Source organism: Neisseria sp. P0001.S005, from assembly GCF_051963715.1.
This window is the reverse complement of the sequence record NZ_JBQCTZ010000079.1, coordinates 1-15,752: the sequence shown is the minus strand read 5'-3', so window position 1 is coordinate 15,752 and position 15,752 is coordinate 1. Positions and strand designations below refer to the sequence as shown.

The following is a 15,752-nucleotide window of genomic DNA, read 5'->3' as shown; positions in this document are numbered from 1 at the left end:
ATCATCATCGCCAAAAAAATCGAAAATGCACTGAAAAACATGGTGCAGGCAATCTCAGCCTGCCCAGGCTCGATTGCTGAAATTCTGGCTTTGATCGAGCAAGTCCGCAACGATGAAATCCGTGTGGATGAAGTCGTTGAAGCCATCATCGACCCTAACGAAGTCTTATTGAACGAATTGGGCTTGGGTCATTTGGAAAATGCCAAACCAGATAGCGAAGAAGGCGAAACCGATAGCGATGATGAAGATGGCGACGATGAAGATGAAGACGGTTCAGGTAGCGACTCTGAAGCCATATCAGCCGCCCATTTGGCCGAACTGAAACAAAAAGTTTTGGAACACTTCGCCTTTATCGAGAGCGAATACGGCAAAATGATCAAGCAGTTGGAAAAACACGGCAGCCAACATGCCAACTACCTGAAACACCGCGATGCCATTGCCAACAAACTGTTGGAAGTCCGTTTTGCCACACGTCAAATCGAAAACCTGAGCAGCAACCTGCGCAGCCGCGTTGAAAACATCCGCAAACTCGAACGTGAAACCCGCGACATCTGTATCGACCGCGTCCGCATGGAACGCGACTACTTCATCAAAAACTTCCTGCCCGCCATTACTGATTTGAAATGGGTAGAAGAAGAAGTAGCCAAAGGCCGTGTATGGGCAAATGCGTTGGATCGTTTCCGCCACGCCATCCTCGAAAAACAAACCGAGCTGGCAAATATGGAAGCCGAAACCCGCATTTCCATCGAAGAGTTGAAAGAAATCAACAAAAACATGGTGTTGAGCGAAAAAGAAACCTCAGCAGCCAAACAGGAAATGATTCAGGCCAACTTGCGTTTGGTTATTTCCATTGCCAAAAAATACACCAACCGCGGCTTGCAGTTCCTTGATTTGATTCAAGAAGGCAATATCGGCCTGATGAAAGCGGTGGACAAATTCGAATACCGCCGCGGCTACAAGTTCTCAACTTACGCCACATGGTGGATTCGTCAAGCAATTACCCGTTCCATTGCTGACCAAGCACGTACCATCCGTATTCCGGTTCACATGATTGAAACCATCAACAAAATGAACCGTATCTCGCGCCAATACCTGCAAGAAACCGGTGAAGAGCCTGATTCTGCCAAACTGGCCGAGCTGATGGAAATGCCGGAAGACAAAATCCGCAAAATCATGAAAATCGCCAAAGAGCCGATTTCCATGGAAACACCGATTGGCGATGACGATGATTCGCACTTGGGCGATTTCATCGAGGATGCCAACAACGTTGCGCCGGCAGAAGCTGCGATGTACACCAGCCTGCACGAAGTAACCAAAGAAATCCTCGAGAGCCTGACACCGCGCGAAGCCAAAGTTTTGCGTATGCGTTTCGGTATCGATATGAATACCGACCACACTTTGGAAGAAGTCGGCAAACAATTTGACGTAACCCGTGAACGTATCCGTCAAATCGAAGCCAAAGCCCTGCGCAAGCTGCGCCACCCAACCCGCAGCGACCGCCTCCGCAGCTTCCTCGACAGCGAAGAAAACAAATCGTAAAAACAAACCGCAGGTTGAAAGACCTGCGGTTTTTTATTGGAATACGAAAAGGCCGTCTGAAAAACCAAATCTCAAAAGATTCAATGGTTTCAGACGGCCTTAAATTTATTTTGATAATTTATTCAGCCTCAGTGGTTTTCTTTTTCGGACGACGACGGCGACGTTTGAGTTTTCCATCAGTTGATCCACTTTGTTTCTGACGTTTGTGATCATTGGCCGCAGTCATTTGCTGACGGGTTTCCTCATCGGCATGTTGGAAAGTTGTCCACCAAGAAGCCATCTCTTTATCAACCTCGCCAACCTCGCTACGCAAAATCAGGAAATCATAAGCGGCTCGGAAACGGGCTTGTGATAGCAGGCGATACGGGCGTGCACCGCGCATATTGTCGAATTGCGGCTGAAATTGCCAGATTTCACGCATGGTTGCAGAAAATCGTTGTGGCACGCCCCAACCCTTCTCTACCGTATCACGCATAGTGTTCATCGCATCCATCAATGCAGGGACAGGTTTTTGTCCATGGTTCAGATTTCGTTGCCACATAGCATTTAGTGTCGGCCACAATACCGCCGCCAATACGAAACCAACGGAAACGGACTTATCCGCACGGATACGTTCGTCGGTATTTTTCAACGCCAACATAATCATACATTTATTGGCCGCTTCAGCAGTTTTCAAGGCATCTAAAAGCGGATGGATGCCTTCGGGAATGCCCAACTCGTTCAACCGTTTCAAACAGGCACGGGAATAACCAGAAAACAGGATTTTCAGAATTTCGTCAAAAAGACGGGCCACAGGCTCATTTTTCAGACGGCCTGCATATTCGGTAATCGGCAAAGCCGTTTGCTCTTCCACTTCAAAGCCCAACTTGCCCGATAAACGTACAGCGCGAAGAATACGGACAGGATCTTCCTGATAGCGTTCGGCAGGATCGCCTATCATCACCAATTTTTTATCGGCAACATCAGCCACGCCCTGATGGAAATCCCAAATCTCCTCTTTAATTGGGTCGTAATACAGCGCATTACAGGTAAAGTCGCGACGCATGGCATCTTCTTCAATGCTGCCGTAAGTATTGTCCTTCATAATTCGGCCTTGCGCATTTTGCTGAACCTTATCGCCACCGCGGAACGTCGTCACTTCAATGGTTTCTGGACCAATCATCACATGAACGATTTGGAAACGGCGGCCGATAATGCGGCTGCGGCGGAATACTTTGCGGATTTGCTCCGGCGTGGCATCTGTTGCAATATCAAAGTCTTTGGGCTCGACCCCGAGCAACAAATCCCGAACGGCACCGCCTACAACATAAGCCTGAAAACCGGCTTCATGCAGACGTTTGGCAATTTTCTCCGCAGCAAAGCTCAACATATCCGCGCGGATACCGTGTTGCTCAATCGGGATAATTTCCTTTTCGGGTAACGATTTGACGTGTTTTTTAGGCAACACTTTATGTAGCCATTTTTTTAACATAAGCAGCTCTTTTCACAATAAAAAAGGCCGTCTGAAACTTGTCTGGCTTAAGCCTTTGCACAATATTCTGCCGCAGAAGGGGCAAAACATTGAGCAAAGGCTTCAGACGGCCTAAAAAAGACGTGCCATTATACCTTATGGAAGTTCGATTAATTAGCGTATTGGCAAAAAATATCGGCTATAATGTCGGTCTGACAACGATTCAGGCAGAACATCATGTACCACTACAAATCCGAAGCTACCCAATTCCTCGACAAACTCATGGAAGACAATCCCAAAATGGAAGCGCAACGCCTCGAAAACCGCCATTTGCTGTGGGATGTTACCCTCAATCCGACAGAGCAGGCCGAATTTGAAGCGGCCAAAGTCAACAAAAAACCCTATACCTACTATCAAGACTAATCCCGTATCGGCATGACAACCAACACGCACAATACCGATCCGGCATTACAACATTACCTCAACAGCATCGGTCAATCCGAACATCCCGTTTTGACCGCATTGCGCGAGCGTACCCAATCACATCGTCTGGGAAAGATGGCCATCGCCCGAGAGCAGGCAACCATGTTGGTGTGGTTGGCCAAATTGTTGAATGCCAAAAAATATTTGGAAGTTGGCGTCTTTACCGGTTACAGCAGCACCGCCATGGCGCTTTCCCTCCCCGAAGACGGCAAAATCACGGCTTGCGACATTAATGTAACCTTTACCGATATTGCCCGCGAAACATGGCAGGCAGCAAACGTAGCGCATAAAATCTCGCTTCATCTGCAACCGGCTTTGCTGACTTTGGACGATTTGATTGCGCAAGGCGAATCAGAAAGCTACGACTTGGCACTTATCGATGCCGACAAACCGCCTACGCCGCAATATTTTGAACGCTGTTTGAAACTGGTACGGAGTGGCGGCGTGATTGCCATCGACAATATCTTGTTGGGAGGACGCGTCATGAATGAAGCTGCCGAAAATGATCCGCCCAGCTTGGATATCCTGCGCCATTTCAACCAAAATCTGCCGCACGATACACGCATTATTCCCATTACCCTGCCTGTCGGCGACGGTTTGACATTGCTACTAAAAAAATAAAACGACACAATCCGATGAAAACATTATCACATTCCCTGTTTCTTTTGCCGCTTACTCTATTAGCCGCATCATGCGCCGTTTCCCATCCTCCCCAACCTGCCGACAATCCCAACTTCGTTCTGCCGGATATTCCGCGTGAGCCTTTGCATGAAAAAAGTATTCCCTATCCGCGTTTGGACGCACAAACCCAGATTGACCACTTAGGTATACAAATTGCCCGACTGGAACGCACGGTTGAAGAATTAAATCAACGCTTGCACACATTGGAACAACAACGAACCATCAAACGTCCGACTACTTCGGCTTCCAACCCCAAAGCCCAGCGATTGGACGACCGCAAGCTGAAAATGAATTATTTGGCCAATGGTGGCAGAGTGCCGTCTGAAACAGACTCAGCTTCGCAAAACGAACTGCGCCTTTATAATCAGGCGCAAAAATACTATCAGCGCAACAACTTCTCTGCCGCAGTGGCCATTTTGAAAGAAGCAGACGGAGGCAACGGCAGCGAAATTGCCCGCCGCAATATGTACCTGCTTCTACAAAGCCAACAACGTCTGGGCAACTGTGAATCCGTTATCGAAATCGGCAACCGCTATGCCAACCGATTCCGCAACAGCCCGCAAGCTCCTGATGCCATGTACAGCATCGGCCAGTGCCAATACAAACTGCAACAAAAAGACATCGCTCGCAGCACATGGCGCAAACTGATACAAAGCTTCCCCAACAGCGAAGCGGCAAAACGTGCTTCTATCAGTCTCAAACAAAGATAAACGTTCAGACGGCCTTGTCATCCCCAAGGCCGTCTGAATATTTTTTACCCTTAATCCATTCAAGCAAAAGGAACTCCTCATGATCCAAGTCGGCATTATTATGGGCAGCAACAGCGATTGGCCGGTGATGCAGCAGGCGGCACAATTTCTCAAAGAATTCGGCGTTAAATACGAAGCGCGTGTCGTCTCTGCACACCGCACGCCTGATTTGATGTTTGAATACGCCGAAACCGCACGCGAACGCGGCATCAAAGCTATCATTGCCGGCGCAGGCGGCGCAGCGCATTTGCCGGGCATGGTCGCTGCCAAAACCACGGTTCCTGTCTTGGGCGTTCCCGTTCCCAGCAAATATCTGCGTGGCGAAGACTCCCTGCTTTCGATTGTGCAAATGCCTAAAGGTGTTCCTGTTGCCACATTTGCCATTGGCGAAGCCGGCGCGGCCAATGCAGCGCTGTTTGCCATTTCACTTTTGGCCAACGAAAATCCTGAATTGGCTAAAAAACTGGCCGCTTTCCGTGCTAAACAAGAACAAACCGTTCTAGCCATGGAGTTGCCCGAAGCATAAGGAACTAAGGCCGTCTGAAAGTTGTAAATGGAAACTTTGATTTCGTTTTACGATTGTTCAGACGGCCTTAGTCTTTTATAAAATTGAATTAATACCATGAAAACCCTAACATTCGTCCTACTCGCCACCCTGCTTTGCGCCTGCCAAAACCCAAGCACTCCCGCTCAATCAACTGCCACCCCATCTCAACAGCAAGCCCAAGATACAACCGGCAATCTGATTATCTTCTATGATGCCCAAACCGGTTCTGCGCCATTGCTAAAAGCAGTGAAAACCTCGGGCGCAACTTTGGTTTACGAATACAAAAACCTGAACGGCGTTGCTATTCGTCCGTCCTCCAAGACCAATATTGAAGATGCCATTACCTATTTCAAAAAAGTAAACGGCGTATTGTCTGTCGAACAAGACCGACTGCTTAAACCTCAATCAACAAACTATTTTTTAACCAAATAAAAAGGCCGTCTGAAACGTATCACTACGATTTCAGACGGCCTTTACCTTTTCAATAAATTAAATCATGCCGCTGCCTTGCGCTTTAGGCTTGGCTTGACCGAATTCCAATTTGCTCAGTGCAGACAGATAAGCCTTGGCAGTCGCCACCAACACGTCGGTATCTGCGCCTTGACCGTTGACCACTCGATCGCCACGTTGCAGGCGGACAGAAGTTTCGCCTTGGCTTTCTGTACCTTGCGTCACCGCGTTGACAGAGTAAATCTGCAAGGTCGCGCCACTTTGAGCCACGCTTTCAATGGCTTTAAAGATCGCATCAACAGGGCCGGAGCCGGTAGCGGTAGCGTGTTTTTCTTCGCCGCGAATACTGAACACGATATTGGCACGAGGCTCTTCGCCGGTTTCGGTGCTGATTTTTTGAGAGATGAATTTGTAGCTTTCAGCATTCAGGCTGCCCATTTCATCAGACACCAAAGCGTGCAAGTCTTCATCAAAGATTTCGCGTTTCTTATCCGCCAGCTCTTTGAAGCGTGCAAATGCCGCATTCAACGCCTCTTCGCTTTCCAATTCGATACCCAAATCTGCCAGCTTGGTTTTGAAAGCATTACGGCCGGACAATTTGCCCAAAGTCAGGCGGTTGGTTGACCAGCCGACTGATTCGGCAGTCATGATTTCATAGGTTTCAGGGTGTTTCAACACGCCGTCTTGGTGGATGCCTGATTCGTGCGCAAAGGCGTTTGCGCCGACTACTGCTTTGTTTGGCTGAATCGGATAGCCCGTGATAGTAGATACCAGTTTGGAAACCGGCACGATTTGCGTGGTATCGATGCCGGTTTCCAAGCCAAACAAATCATGACGCACTTTCAACGCCATCACGATTTCTTCAAGGCTGGCATTGCCTGCGCGTTCTCCCAAACCGTTGATGGTACATTCCACCTGACGCACACCTGCCTGAACAGCAGCTAATGAGTTAGCAACCGCCATACCCAAGTCATTATGGCAGTGGGTCGACCAAACTACTTTGTCGCCATTGGGAACGCTTTTGATGATGTTGCTGATACGCTCGTACCATACGGAAGGGATGGAGTAGCCGACAGTATCGGGAATGTTGATAGTAGTCGCCCCCGCTTCGATAACCGCCGTAAAGATTTTGGCAAGGAAGTCCAAATCCGAACGCACTGCGTCTTCGGCAGAAAATTCCACATCGTCAGTGTATTCTTTGGCAATTTTCACCGCTTTGACCGCCGCATCGATGACCTGCTGCGGCTTCATTTTCAGTTTGTGTTCCATGTGGATCGGGCTGGTAGCGATAAAAGTGTGAATACGTTTATTCGGAGCGGGAGAAACAGCTTCGCCTGCTTTGCGCACATCGTTTTCAACGGCACGCGCCAATGAGCAAACTGTAGATTTGGTAATGATTTTGGCAATCGCATTAACCGATTCAAAATCGCCCGGACTGGCTGCTGCAAAACCTGCCTCAATCACATCGACACCCATCTTTTCCAACTGGCGGGCAATACGGATTTTCTCCTCTTTGGTCATGGATGCACCGGGCGACTGCTCGCCATCGCGCATGGTAGTGTCAAAAATAATTACACGATTGGTCTGTGTCATTTCTGTTCTCTCCAGAGATTCGTTTTTTTGTAAAAAAGCATTCAAATCAAGCGGTCTGCCTTGCGCTTCCGCCAAAGCGGTCAGTTTTTGCAACTGAGCCAAAGGCAGGGAACCGCGTGTACGCCATTTGTAGATAGCCGCTGTGGTCGCAGCATTTTCCGGATCGTGCTGTTTCAGGGCTTCGGCCAGCGCGTTTACGCCGCCAAAATAGGCAACCAAACGGTCAATGTCTAATTGCATGATGTTCCTTGTCCAAATCTGATTAAGATTATTGTGTTCTGGTTTTGCATTATACTCATTTTAGACAAAACGACAATCTATTTTTATCAAAATATTAGTACAAATCTTAAAATCTGAGAAATTTTTATACATTTTGTCTAATTTATACTATTAAAAGCTCCTCTCAAACCGAACATATCCTAAATATAGTAAACTAATCCCCTATTTCCCCGATTTGAAACACATTATGCCCCACACCATCCCTACCAACCGCTCCGACATCGAATGGCGTAACGAAAGCACACAAAAGCCGCCCAAGCAGGCGGTTTACATACAAGAAGCAGGTGCAACAGAAATTCTAAAAAATGCCCACGCGCAAACTGCAACTGTTTGGACTGGCGATTTTCACAATGCCAAGCAAGTCTTGGCCGCAATGAAAAAACGTATCCGCAGGCCGTCTGAAAAAAAGAAAGACGCGCCTGCCGATATTCAGACGGCCTTTCACGCCCACCGTATGAAACAGGCTCAGCAAAGCCGTTTGCTCAATATGCTTGCCGTTGAAATCCAACCGAATTTTCAACTGGACAATGCACGCTCACCTGACATCTACGCCGCCCTATGCGATGTTTACGACACACCAAACGACAAACCGTTTCTCTTACCGCTAAATCAACTGCTAGGCTTTATCGGTGCGCACGAATGGCACAAAAAAGGTATAGACATTCCGCAGCTAGACGGAAAAATCCATGTTCCTTTCGGCGTATTCTCTCCACTGCGTGGCGAATATTTGGATTTAATCGCCCAAGCACCACTCGCTCCCAATATTCAGACGGCCTTTGACATCGGCACCGGCTCAGGTGTTATTGCCGCAATTTTGGCCAAGCGAGGCATACCCGACATCATTGCCACAGACACCAACCCCAAAGCAATTGCCTGCGCCACAGCAAACCTCGAACGCCTAGGCTTGGATAAAGCCGTCAACATCCAATCGATTGATTTATTTCCAGAAAGTTGCGCCAACCTTATCGTCTGCAATCCGCCTTGGTTGCCAGCAAAACCTACCTCCGCTATTGAGACCGCCCTTTACGACCCCAATAATGCCATGCTGACTGCGTTCCTCAACGGCGTACGTCATCACTTAAATCCAAACGGCGAAGTCTGGCTGATTATTTCCGACTTGGCAGAACACTTGCATTTGCGCGATAAAGACTTTCTAAACCTATGCTTTCAGACGGCCTCACTCAATGCAGTCGATATTTTGAAAACCAAACCGCAACACAAAAAAGCAATAGATGAATCCGATCCTTTAGCGTTTGCCAGAAACAAGGAAACCACTTATCTATACCGTTTGAAAGCGATATAAAATCAAGGCCGTCTGAACATTCAGACGGCCTTAAAGCATTTCCATAAAAGAAAACGGCATATCCGTAAAGATATGCCGTTGATGGGAGCAGGGACTGCTATATTTGGCAGTGGTTTGTGTTTTAGTCCTCTTGCGCCGCTGTTTGCAGGTAGTTTGGCAAACCAACTTTGCCAATCAATTCCTGCTGAGTTTCAAGCCAGTCGATGTGTTCTTCGTTGATGTCTTTTTGTTTTTCCAACAAATCACGGCTGACGTAGTCTTGTTGTTCTTCTGCAAGAGCGATGGCTGCAACCAGAGCATCATGTTTTTCATACTCTTTTTTCAGATCGCAGGCAATGATTTCTTCGGTAGATTCACCGATCAACAGTTTACCCAACTCTTGCAGATTAGGCAGGCCTTCCAAGAACAAAATACGCTCGATCAAATCGTCTGCGGATTTCATTTCGCGGATGGATTGTTTGAAGAAGTGTTCGCCCAATTCTTCAAAGCCCCAGTTTTTCAAAATGCGGGCATGCAGGAAGTATTGGTTGATGGTAACCAAGAGCAAGCCCAAGTTTTTATTCAATTCGCGGATAACTAAGCGATCGCCTTTCATTTTCAGCTCCTTATACGTTATACGCTAGACTACAGTTGGCTTTGGTAGTAGTTGCCTTCGCCGACCAATTCGATCAGACGCAGTTGTTGTTCCAACCAGTGAGCGTGATCTTCTTCAGTGTCTTTCAGTTGGGCAACCATCAAATCGCGGGTAACATAGTCTTGAGCTTCTTCGCACAATTTGATGCCTTTTTTCAGCGCATCGCGTACTTCGTATTCAGTGTTCAAGTCTGCTTTCAGGCAGGAAATTACGTCGGTACCGATGTTCAGCTCGGCACGGGTCATTTTAGGAGTACCGCCCAACATCAGGATACGACGGATGAAGTCTTCGGCGTGAGTGGTTTCTTCTTCCATCTCGTGGTTCAAACGTTCGAACAGTTTGGTGTAACCCCATTCAGAGTACATGCGAGAGTGGATAAAATATTGGTCGCGAGCAGCCAACTCACCAGACAATAATTCGTTCATGTAATCAATAACTGCTTGGTTGCCTTGCATAATTCTTTCTCTTTCTTTTAAAAGTTGACGATCACGAAATGAAGATTCGTGTGTTGTTACGGAATGAGGTAATTGTATGCATAAGTAGCACTTTTGACAAATTTTCTATTTAAAATACAAACAATTATCAAAAAATTTAACCCGCCTAAAAGGCCATCTGAAAAATTAATTACCTGTTTTTAATAACATTTTTTTGACATTAGTATTAAGAATCTATTGTATTACTCAAAAACATTTACATTCGTTAACCATAAATAAAAGCAAATAATCCAACAAAATCAATCAAATTTAATTATGAATTATTCTCAACTGCTTTTGCCTCATTTTTTTGAATCTTCTACTCCGTCAACACTTAGGAATCGTGCTATAATTGCCAGTTATCTTTTTTTTAAGCACCTAGCTGAAACACATAAATCATCATGAAACAAATCCGCAATATTGCCATCATCGCCCACGTCGACCATGGCAAAACCACATTAGTTGACCAATTGCTGCGTCAGTCCGGTACATTCCGTTCCAACCAGCAAGTAGAAGAGCGCGTAATGGACAGCAACGATCTTGAAAAAGAGCGCGGCATTACCATTCTCGCTAAAAATACTGCCATCGAATACGAAGGCTACCACATCAACATCGTAGATACCCCGGGACACGCCGATTTTGGTGGCGAAGTGGAACGTGTATTGGGCATGGTTGACTGCGTCGTACTGTTGGTTGACGCACAAGAAGGCCCTATGCCGCAAACCCGTTTCGTGACCAAAAAAGCCTTGGCTTTGGGTCTGAAACCTATCGTTGTCATCAACAAAATCGACAAACCGTCTGCCCGTCCAAGCTGGGTTATCGACCAAACATTCGAATTGTTCGACAACTTGGGCGCAACCGACGAACAATTGGACTTCCCTATCGTCTATGCTTCAGGTCTGTCCGGCTTTGCCAAATTGGATGAAAACGACGAGAGCAGCGACATGCGCCCTCTGTTCGAGACCATTTTGAAACACACGCCTCCTCCAAGCGGCAACGCAGACGCAACGTTGCAACTTCAAATTTCCCAACTGGACTACGACAACTACACCGGCCGCCTTGGTATCGGCCGCATCCTGAACGGTCGCATCAAACCCGGCCAAGTCGTTGCCGTTATGAATCATGAAGAACAAGTTGCCCAGGGCCGTATCAACCAACTGTTAGGTTTCCAAGGCTTGGAACGCGTACCTTTGGAAGAAGCTGAAGCCGGCGACATCGTGATTATTTCCGGTATCGAAGACATCGGTATCGGCGTAACCATTACCGACAAAGACAATCCTAAAGGCTTGCCTATGTTGAGCGTGGACGAACCGACCCTGACCATGGACTTTATGGTTAACACTTCTCCTTTGGCCGGTACTGAAGGCAAATTCGTAACTTCCCGCCAAATCCGCGACCGTCTGCAAAAAGAATTGCTGACCAACGTTGCCCTGCGTGTTGAAGATACTGCCGACGCTGATGTATTCCGCGTTTCCGGCCGTGGCGAATTGCACCTGACCATTTTGTTGGAAAACATGCGCCGCGAAGGCTTTGAATTGGCAGTCGGCAAACCGCGCGTGGTATTCCGTGAAATCAATGGCCAAAAATGCGAGCCTTACGAAAACCTGACCGTGGACGTACCGGATGAAAACCAAGGCGCCGTTATGGAAGAGCTTGGCCGTCGCCGTGGCGAATTGACCAATATGGAAAGTGACGGCAATGGCCGTACCCGTCTGGAGTACCACATTCCTGCCCGCGGCCTGATCGGTTTCCAAGGCGAGTTCCTGACCCTGACCCGTGGTACCGGCTTGATGAGCCACGTATTCGACGACTACGCACCGGTTAAACCTGATATGCCCGGCCGACACAACGGCGTATTGGTTTCTCAAGAGCAAGGTGAAGCCGTTGCTTACGCCCTGTGGAACTTGGAAGACCGCGGCCGTATGTTCGTTTCTCCAAACGACAAAGTCTACGAAGGCATGATTATCGGTATTCACAGCCGCGACAACGACTTGGTGGTAAACCCTCTGAAAGGTAAAAAACTGACCAACGTCCGTGCCAGCGGTACAGATGAAGCCGTGCGCCTAACTACGCCTATCAAATTGACTTTGGAAGGCGCAGTTGAGTTCATCGACGATGACGAACTGGTTGAAATTACGCCACAATCCATCCGCCTGCGTAAACGCTACCTGAGCGAATTGGAACGTCGCCGTCATTTCAAAAAACTGGACTAATTCTGTTTGATTGATATGTTTTAAAATTAAGGCCGTCTGAAAAGTGTTTTGGAAATCTTAGATTTCATTTTTACACTTTCAGACGGCCTTTTATCATCTGTTCAAATAAAGTAAATCGGTATTTCTTCCGCTTGTACTGCCGCTTCATCAGTACGATCATTCTTACGATATTGCCCCGGCGATATCCCATATTGCTTTTTGAATGCCTTGCCGAAATGCGTTTCCGATTGAAAACCGACCGAGAGCGCAACCGATAAAACCGAATCCGCCGTCTGTTTCAACAATAATGCCCCCTGCTGCAAGCGGATACTGTTAACAAAGGCATGAGGGCTTGTTCCCGTCTGCTGCTTAAATACCCGCATCAACTGGGCGCGAGATAAGTTGGCTATCGCGGTCATTTTCTCGATATTCCATTCCTCTTCCGGCTTATCCACTACTGCCTGAAGCAGATTCCGTAGGCGTTTGTCCTGCCAACCATTCAGCAAACCGCTTAATTGCGCTTCCCCATTTTTCTCCAGGCTGGCTCGAAGTAGAAATACCAGTAACACCGAAGCCAACGCGTTCACAACCGCTACCGAGCCAGACAAAGCCTGACTGCTCTCATATTGCAACAATGCCACCAAATACTGCAAAGAAGGATGGTTAATATTTAGTAAAACCGTATCAGGCAGCCCTGCCATAATATCCGCCTGCGCTTCATATTCAAATCGCGCACAGAAAAGATGCAAAGCCGCATCGCCTCCTGCATGACTCTGCTTGACTTTAAATGCGCCTTTTTCACTCGTCAGCACGTTGACGCCGAGATTTTCACAACTACTATCGCTGCTCAAAGTATGGCCTACGCTGCGCGGGAAAAAAATGACATCCCCTGCACTCAGCAGCCTGGCCTCTTGCTCCCCATCAATTCGGATATAACCCGAACCGGCAGTTACGATATGCACCAAACCATGCGCACGCTTTGGTTCATGCCGCACATACCATTCCCCCTGAAACAGACATTGAACATCCACACTGCCTTTTACCTGCGCCAATTCGACCAGCCTATCCAAAATATCCATAGTGTTTTTCTACCAATAAATGAGATGTTTTGACGATTTCAATCTTCCAATTATTGCAATAATACACACACCAAACACAAACGGATAGGATTTTTTATCTTATCCACTCACATTAAGAAAGGACATATCATGTTTAAAGACTGGCCTGAACATACCGCCTTGGTAAAAAAATCATTCGGTGAACTGGGTAAAAACCATCCTAAAATGCTGCAAGCCTACGGCGCACTGGATCAAGCAGCCGCTGCCGAAGCACTGGATGCCAAAACACGCGAACTGATCGCCATTGCCGTTGCCATTACCACACGTTGCGAAAGCTGCATCAGCGTGCATGCCGCCGCCGCCGCCAAAGCAGGTGCAACCGAAAGCGAAATCGCCGGCGCATTGGCCACTGCTATCGCTCTGAATGCTGGTGCCGCTTATACATACGCTTTGCGCGCTTTGGAAGCAGTAGAAACCCAACGCTAATCGGTTTGTAAAATCAGGCAGTCTGAAAGCCTACTCCCCTTTCAGACGGCCTGATGGAATGCTAAACTGATAAAGTTATCATATTGTTTTCTGTCTAATAGGAGATTGAACCATGAAGAAACTGCTGACCGCCGTACTTTTTGCCGCCGCTATTGCCACTCCTTTGGCCGCTTCCGCAGCCTCTATGCCTAAGGTTGAAAAAAGCGCGGCACAACCTGCAAAAGCAAAAGGCGTTTGGATTGATGTCCGCTCTGCCGAAGAATTCAAAGAAGGCCATTTGCAAGGTGCACTCAATATTCCGCATGACCAAATCGTTGACCGCATCAAATCCGTCAGCCCGGATAAAAACGCACCGGTAAACCTCTACTGCCGCAGCGGCCGCCGTGCAGAAGCCGCGCTGACCGAGCTGAAAAAAGCCGGCTACACCAACGTAACCAACCATGGCGGTTATGAAGACTTGGTGAAAAAAGGGTTAAAATAAACCTAGTTGATTTTAAAAAGGCCGTCTGAAACTTTTCAGACGGCCTTTATTGCCATTACAGACAGCAACTTCCGAATCTCAAACGTTTGCTGAGACCTGTTTCGTGAATTAATTGTTTGATAACCAAAATATTGGTGTTATCGGCCATCGCCCGAATACTGTGCGCCTCCATCGGCTCAAGACGAATAACTTGTAAACCTTCAGTCTGCAAAACTTCGTCCACCGTTTTGATTTCGGCTTTACCGTTTAAAACCAAAAGCAAAATAATCGCATCCGCCTCATATGCCGGAATTTCATTATCCTTCTGCAGTGAAAGCTGAACAATCTCCTGATTGCCGTCTGAAGCAATCACGTCGCCCAATAAAGCTTTGGGGTCTAACTCATAATGTTTCATTATTATCCTTTACGCCCAAACGTTGCCGATTCGTGGACAATCGCTCAAGCAAACCAGTACAATACCGCCCATCTTACCGATAGACACAATATTGTCATATGAACATATTAATCTCAAACGACGATGGTTATCTTGCGCCCGGTTTGGCAGTTTTGGCAAGAGTATGTGCAGAATTTGCCAATGTCAGGGTGGTTGCTCCCGAACGCGATCGCAGCGGTGTCAGCAATTCCCTGACTTTAGACCGTCCTTTACAACTGAAACAGGCGGAAAACGGGTTTTACTATGTGAATGGCACCCCGACCGACTGCATTCATGTCGGCCAGCATGCCCTCGCCGATTTCAAACCTGACTTAGTCTTGTCCGGCATTAACAACGGCGCAAACATGGGCGACGATACGCTTTATTCCGGCACGGTTGCCGCCGCGACGGAAGCCTACCTGATGGGCATTCCCGCCATCGCCTTCTCGCTTGCCGACTCCAGCGGCCGTTATTGGGAAACCGCGGAAAAAGCCGCTTGGATACTGCTTTCCTACTTTCTCAAACGCCCTATTTCCGAACCCATCTTATGGAACATCAATATCCCAGCCGTCGCACCTGAGGATATCCAAGGCATAAAAATTACACGGCTCGGCCGTCGTCATCATGAACAAAGCATTGTTCCCATGTATAATCCACGTGGCGAACAAATTTATTGGATTGGGCCGGTCGGCGATGTTTCCGACAGCGAAGAAGGTACCGACTTTGGCGAATGCGCGTCCGGCTTCATCACGATTACCCCCTTGCAAGTCGATTTGACTGCCTACGGACAAATGGAACAAACCTCTTCCTTTTGGTCAGAAATCCCTGCGCCTTAACAGTCCCTAACAGCCGAACACTTGAGAATCAAGCATATTTTTATTATGATATGCTCCGACGAGAACAATTACCCGAATACGAAAGTCATTAACATGTTGAAAAAAA

Annotated in this window: 17 protein-coding genes; 11 read left to right on the top strand and 6 right to left on the bottom strand. The window is 47.6% G+C overall.

Going from position 1 to position 15,752, the window contains the following annotated elements; translation table 11 throughout:
- Positions 1 to 1,539 (top strand): RNA polymerase sigma factor RpoD (rpoD, locus tag ACTHSP_RS10950; RefSeq protein WP_440346096.1); only part of this gene is annotated, 1,539 nt, incomplete at its 5' end.
- Between the two features lie 118 nt (positions 1,540 to 1,657).
- On the opposite strand, the gene ACTHSP_RS10945 is transcribed toward rpoD, so the two are convergent.
- Entirely contained in the window at positions 1,658 to 3,010 is a 1,353-nt protein-coding gene (locus tag ACTHSP_RS10945; RefSeq protein ID WP_049351652.1) for a polynucleotide adenylyltransferase PcnB, read from the bottom strand.
- A gap of 216 nt (positions 3,011 to 3,226) precedes the next feature.
- On the opposite strand from ACTHSP_RS10945, the gene ACTHSP_RS10940 reads away from it, so the two are divergent.
- The 5 genes from ACTHSP_RS10940 (at position 3,227) to ACTHSP_RS10920 (ending at position 5,881) form a co-directional block, all read left to right on the top strand.
- A complete protein-coding gene (locus ACTHSP_RS10940) occupies positions 3,227 to 3,412 on the top strand; it encodes a DUF3460 family protein (protein ID WP_440346095.1) in 186 nt (61 codons plus the stop codon).
- A 12-nt stretch (positions 3,413 to 3,424) separates the two neighbouring features.
- Positions 3,425 to 4,093 carry a class I SAM-dependent methyltransferase gene (locus ACTHSP_RS10935; protein WP_049351654.1) on the top strand — a complete coding sequence of 223 codons (669 nt, stop codon included), beginning with the start codon at positions 3,425 to 3,427 and terminating at the stop codon, positions 4,091 to 4,093.
- Positions 4,094 to 4,107: 14 nt separating this feature from the next.
- On the top strand, positions 4,108 to 4,863 hold the full coding sequence (locus ACTHSP_RS10930; RefSeq protein ID WP_049351655.1) for a tetratricopeptide repeat protein: 756 nt from the start codon (positions 4,108 to 4,110) through the stop codon (positions 4,861 to 4,863).
- A 79-nt stretch (positions 4,864 to 4,942) separates the two neighbouring features.
- Positions 4,943 to 5,428, top strand: a complete 486-nt coding sequence (gene purE / locus ACTHSP_RS10925) for a 5-(carboxyamino)imidazole ribonucleotide mutase (protein WP_049351656.1) — start codon at positions 4,943 to 4,945, stop codon at positions 5,426 to 5,428.
- A 96-nt stretch (positions 5,429 to 5,524) separates the two neighbouring features.
- On the top strand, positions 5,525 to 5,881 hold the full coding sequence (locus tag ACTHSP_RS10920; RefSeq protein ID WP_049351657.1) for a hypothetical protein: 357 nt from the start codon (positions 5,525 to 5,527) through the stop codon (positions 5,879 to 5,881).
- A 57-nt stretch (positions 5,882 to 5,938) separates the two neighbouring features.
- On the opposite strand, the gene ACTHSP_RS10915 is transcribed toward ACTHSP_RS10920, so the two are convergent.
- On the bottom strand, positions 5,939 to 7,732 hold the full coding sequence (locus ACTHSP_RS10915; protein ID WP_003686450.1) for a 2-isopropylmalate synthase: 1,794 nt from the start codon (positions 7,730 to 7,732) through the stop codon (positions 5,939 to 5,941).
- A gap of 226 nt (positions 7,733 to 7,958) precedes the next feature.
- On the opposite strand from ACTHSP_RS10915, the gene ACTHSP_RS10910 reads away from it, so the two are divergent.
- Entirely contained in the window at positions 7,959 to 9,074 is a 1,116-nt protein-coding gene (locus tag ACTHSP_RS10910; RefSeq protein WP_049351658.1) for a methyltransferase, read from the top strand.
- Positions 9,075 to 9,195: 121 nt separating this feature from the next.
- Here ACTHSP_RS10910 and bfr (ACTHSP_RS10905) read toward each other — a convergent pair whose 3' ends face one another.
- Complete coding sequence (gene bfr / locus ACTHSP_RS10905) at positions 9,196 to 9,669, bottom strand: bacterioferritin (RefSeq protein WP_003686403.1); 474 nt, start codon at positions 9,667 to 9,669, stop codon at positions 9,196 to 9,198.
- A 29-nt stretch (positions 9,670 to 9,698) separates the two neighbouring features.
- Entirely contained in the window at positions 9,699 to 10,163 is a 465-nt protein-coding gene (gene bfr / locus ACTHSP_RS10900) for a bacterioferritin (RefSeq protein ID WP_003686357.1), read from the bottom strand.
- A gap of 419 nt (positions 10,164 to 10,582) precedes the next feature.
- Between bfr (ACTHSP_RS10900) and typA the strand changes: the two genes are divergently transcribed.
- Entirely contained in the window at positions 10,583 to 12,394 is a 1,812-nt protein-coding gene (typA, locus tag ACTHSP_RS10895; RefSeq protein ID WP_049329418.1) for a translational GTPase TypA, read from the top strand.
- Positions 12,395 to 12,495: 101 nt separating this feature from the next.
- Here typA and ACTHSP_RS10890 read toward each other — a convergent pair whose 3' ends face one another.
- Positions 12,496 to 13,452: a cupin domain-containing protein gene (locus tag ACTHSP_RS10890; RefSeq protein ID WP_440346094.1), complete on the bottom strand. Its 957-nt coding sequence runs from the start codon at positions 13,450 to 13,452 to the stop codon at positions 12,496 to 12,498.
- A 129-nt stretch (positions 13,453 to 13,581) separates the two neighbouring features.
- Between ACTHSP_RS10890 and ACTHSP_RS10885 the strand changes: the two genes are divergently transcribed.
- Together ACTHSP_RS10885 and ACTHSP_RS10880 are read left to right on the top strand one after the other, a co-directional pair.
- Positions 13,582 to 13,917, top strand: coding sequence for a carboxymuconolactone decarboxylase family protein (locus tag ACTHSP_RS10885; RefSeq protein WP_003680742.1), 336 nt, complete (start codon positions 13,582 to 13,584; stop codon positions 13,915 to 13,917).
- Between the two features lie 112 nt (positions 13,918 to 14,029).
- Positions 14,030 to 14,398 (top strand): rhodanese-like domain-containing protein, encoded by a 369-nt coding sequence (locus ACTHSP_RS10880; protein ID WP_003686323.1) that lies wholly within the window; start codon positions 14,030 to 14,032, stop codon positions 14,396 to 14,398.
- Positions 14,399 to 14,453: 55 nt separating this feature from the next.
- Here ACTHSP_RS10880 and ACTHSP_RS10875 read toward each other — a convergent pair whose 3' ends face one another.
- Positions 14,454 to 14,792, bottom strand: a complete 339-nt coding sequence (locus ACTHSP_RS10875) for a hypothetical protein (RefSeq protein WP_070633635.1) — start codon at positions 14,790 to 14,792, stop codon at positions 14,454 to 14,456.
- A 98-nt stretch (positions 14,793 to 14,890) separates the two neighbouring features.
- Between ACTHSP_RS10875 and surE the strand changes: the two genes are divergently transcribed.
- Positions 14,891 to 15,646: a 5'/3'-nucleotidase SurE gene (surE, locus tag ACTHSP_RS10870; protein WP_250580124.1), complete on the top strand. Its 756-nt coding sequence runs from the start codon at positions 14,891 to 14,893 to the stop codon at positions 15,644 to 15,646.
- The last annotated feature ends 106 nt before the right edge of the window (positions 15,647 to 15,752 follow it).

Coding starts and splice junctions, on each gene's coding strand:
- ACTHSP_RS10885 (WP_003680742.1), top strand. CDS start 13,582: ATGTTTAAAGACTGGCCTGAACATACCGCCTTGGTAAAAAAATCATTC.
- typA (WP_049329418.1), top strand. CDS start 10,583: ATGAAACAAATCCGCAATATTGCCATCATCGCCCACGTCGACCATGGC.
- ACTHSP_RS10930 (WP_049351655.1), top strand. CDS start 4,108: ATGAAAACATTATCACATTCCCTGTTTCTTTTGCCGCTTACTCTATTA.
- ACTHSP_RS10920 (WP_049351657.1), top strand. CDS start 5,525: ATGAAAACCCTAACATTCGTCCTACTCGCCACCCTGCTTTGCGCCTGC.
- ACTHSP_RS10880 (WP_003686323.1), top strand. CDS start 14,030: ATGAAGAAACTGCTGACCGCCGTACTTTTTGCCGCCGCTATTGCCACT.
- bfr (WP_003686403.1), bottom strand. CDS start 9,669: ATGAAAGGCGATCGCTTAGTTATCCGCGAATTGAATAAAAACTTGGGC.
- purE (WP_049351656.1), top strand. CDS start 4,943: ATGATCCAAGTCGGCATTATTATGGGCAGCAACAGCGATTGGCCGGTG.
- ACTHSP_RS10890 (WP_440346094.1), bottom strand. CDS start 13,452: ATGGATATTTTGGATAGGCTGGTCGAATTGGCGCAGGTAAAAGGCAGT.
- ACTHSP_RS10910 (WP_049351658.1), top strand. CDS start 7,959: ATGCCCCACACCATCCCTACCAACCGCTCCGACATCGAATGGCGTAAC.
- surE (WP_250580124.1), top strand. CDS start 14,891: ATGAACATATTAATCTCAAACGACGATGGTTATCTTGCGCCCGGTTTG.
- ACTHSP_RS10940 (WP_440346095.1), top strand. CDS start 3,227: ATGTACCACTACAAATCCGAAGCTACCCAATTCCTCGACAAACTCATG.
- ACTHSP_RS10915 (WP_003686450.1), bottom strand. CDS start 7,732: ATGCAATTAGACATTGACCGTTTGGTTGCCTATTTTGGCGGCGTAAAC.
- bfr (WP_003686357.1), bottom strand. CDS start 10,163: ATGCAAGGCAACCAAGCAGTTATTGATTACATGAACGAATTATTGTCT.
- ACTHSP_RS10945 (WP_049351652.1), bottom strand. CDS start 3,010: ATGTTAAAAAAATGGCTACATAAAGTGTTGCCTAAAAAACACGTCAAA.
- ACTHSP_RS10935 (WP_049351654.1), top strand. CDS start 3,425: ATGACAACCAACACGCACAATACCGATCCGGCATTACAACATTACCTC.
- ACTHSP_RS10875 (WP_070633635.1), bottom strand. CDS start 14,792: ATGAAACATTATGAGTTAGACCCCAAAGCTTTATTGGGCGACGTGATT.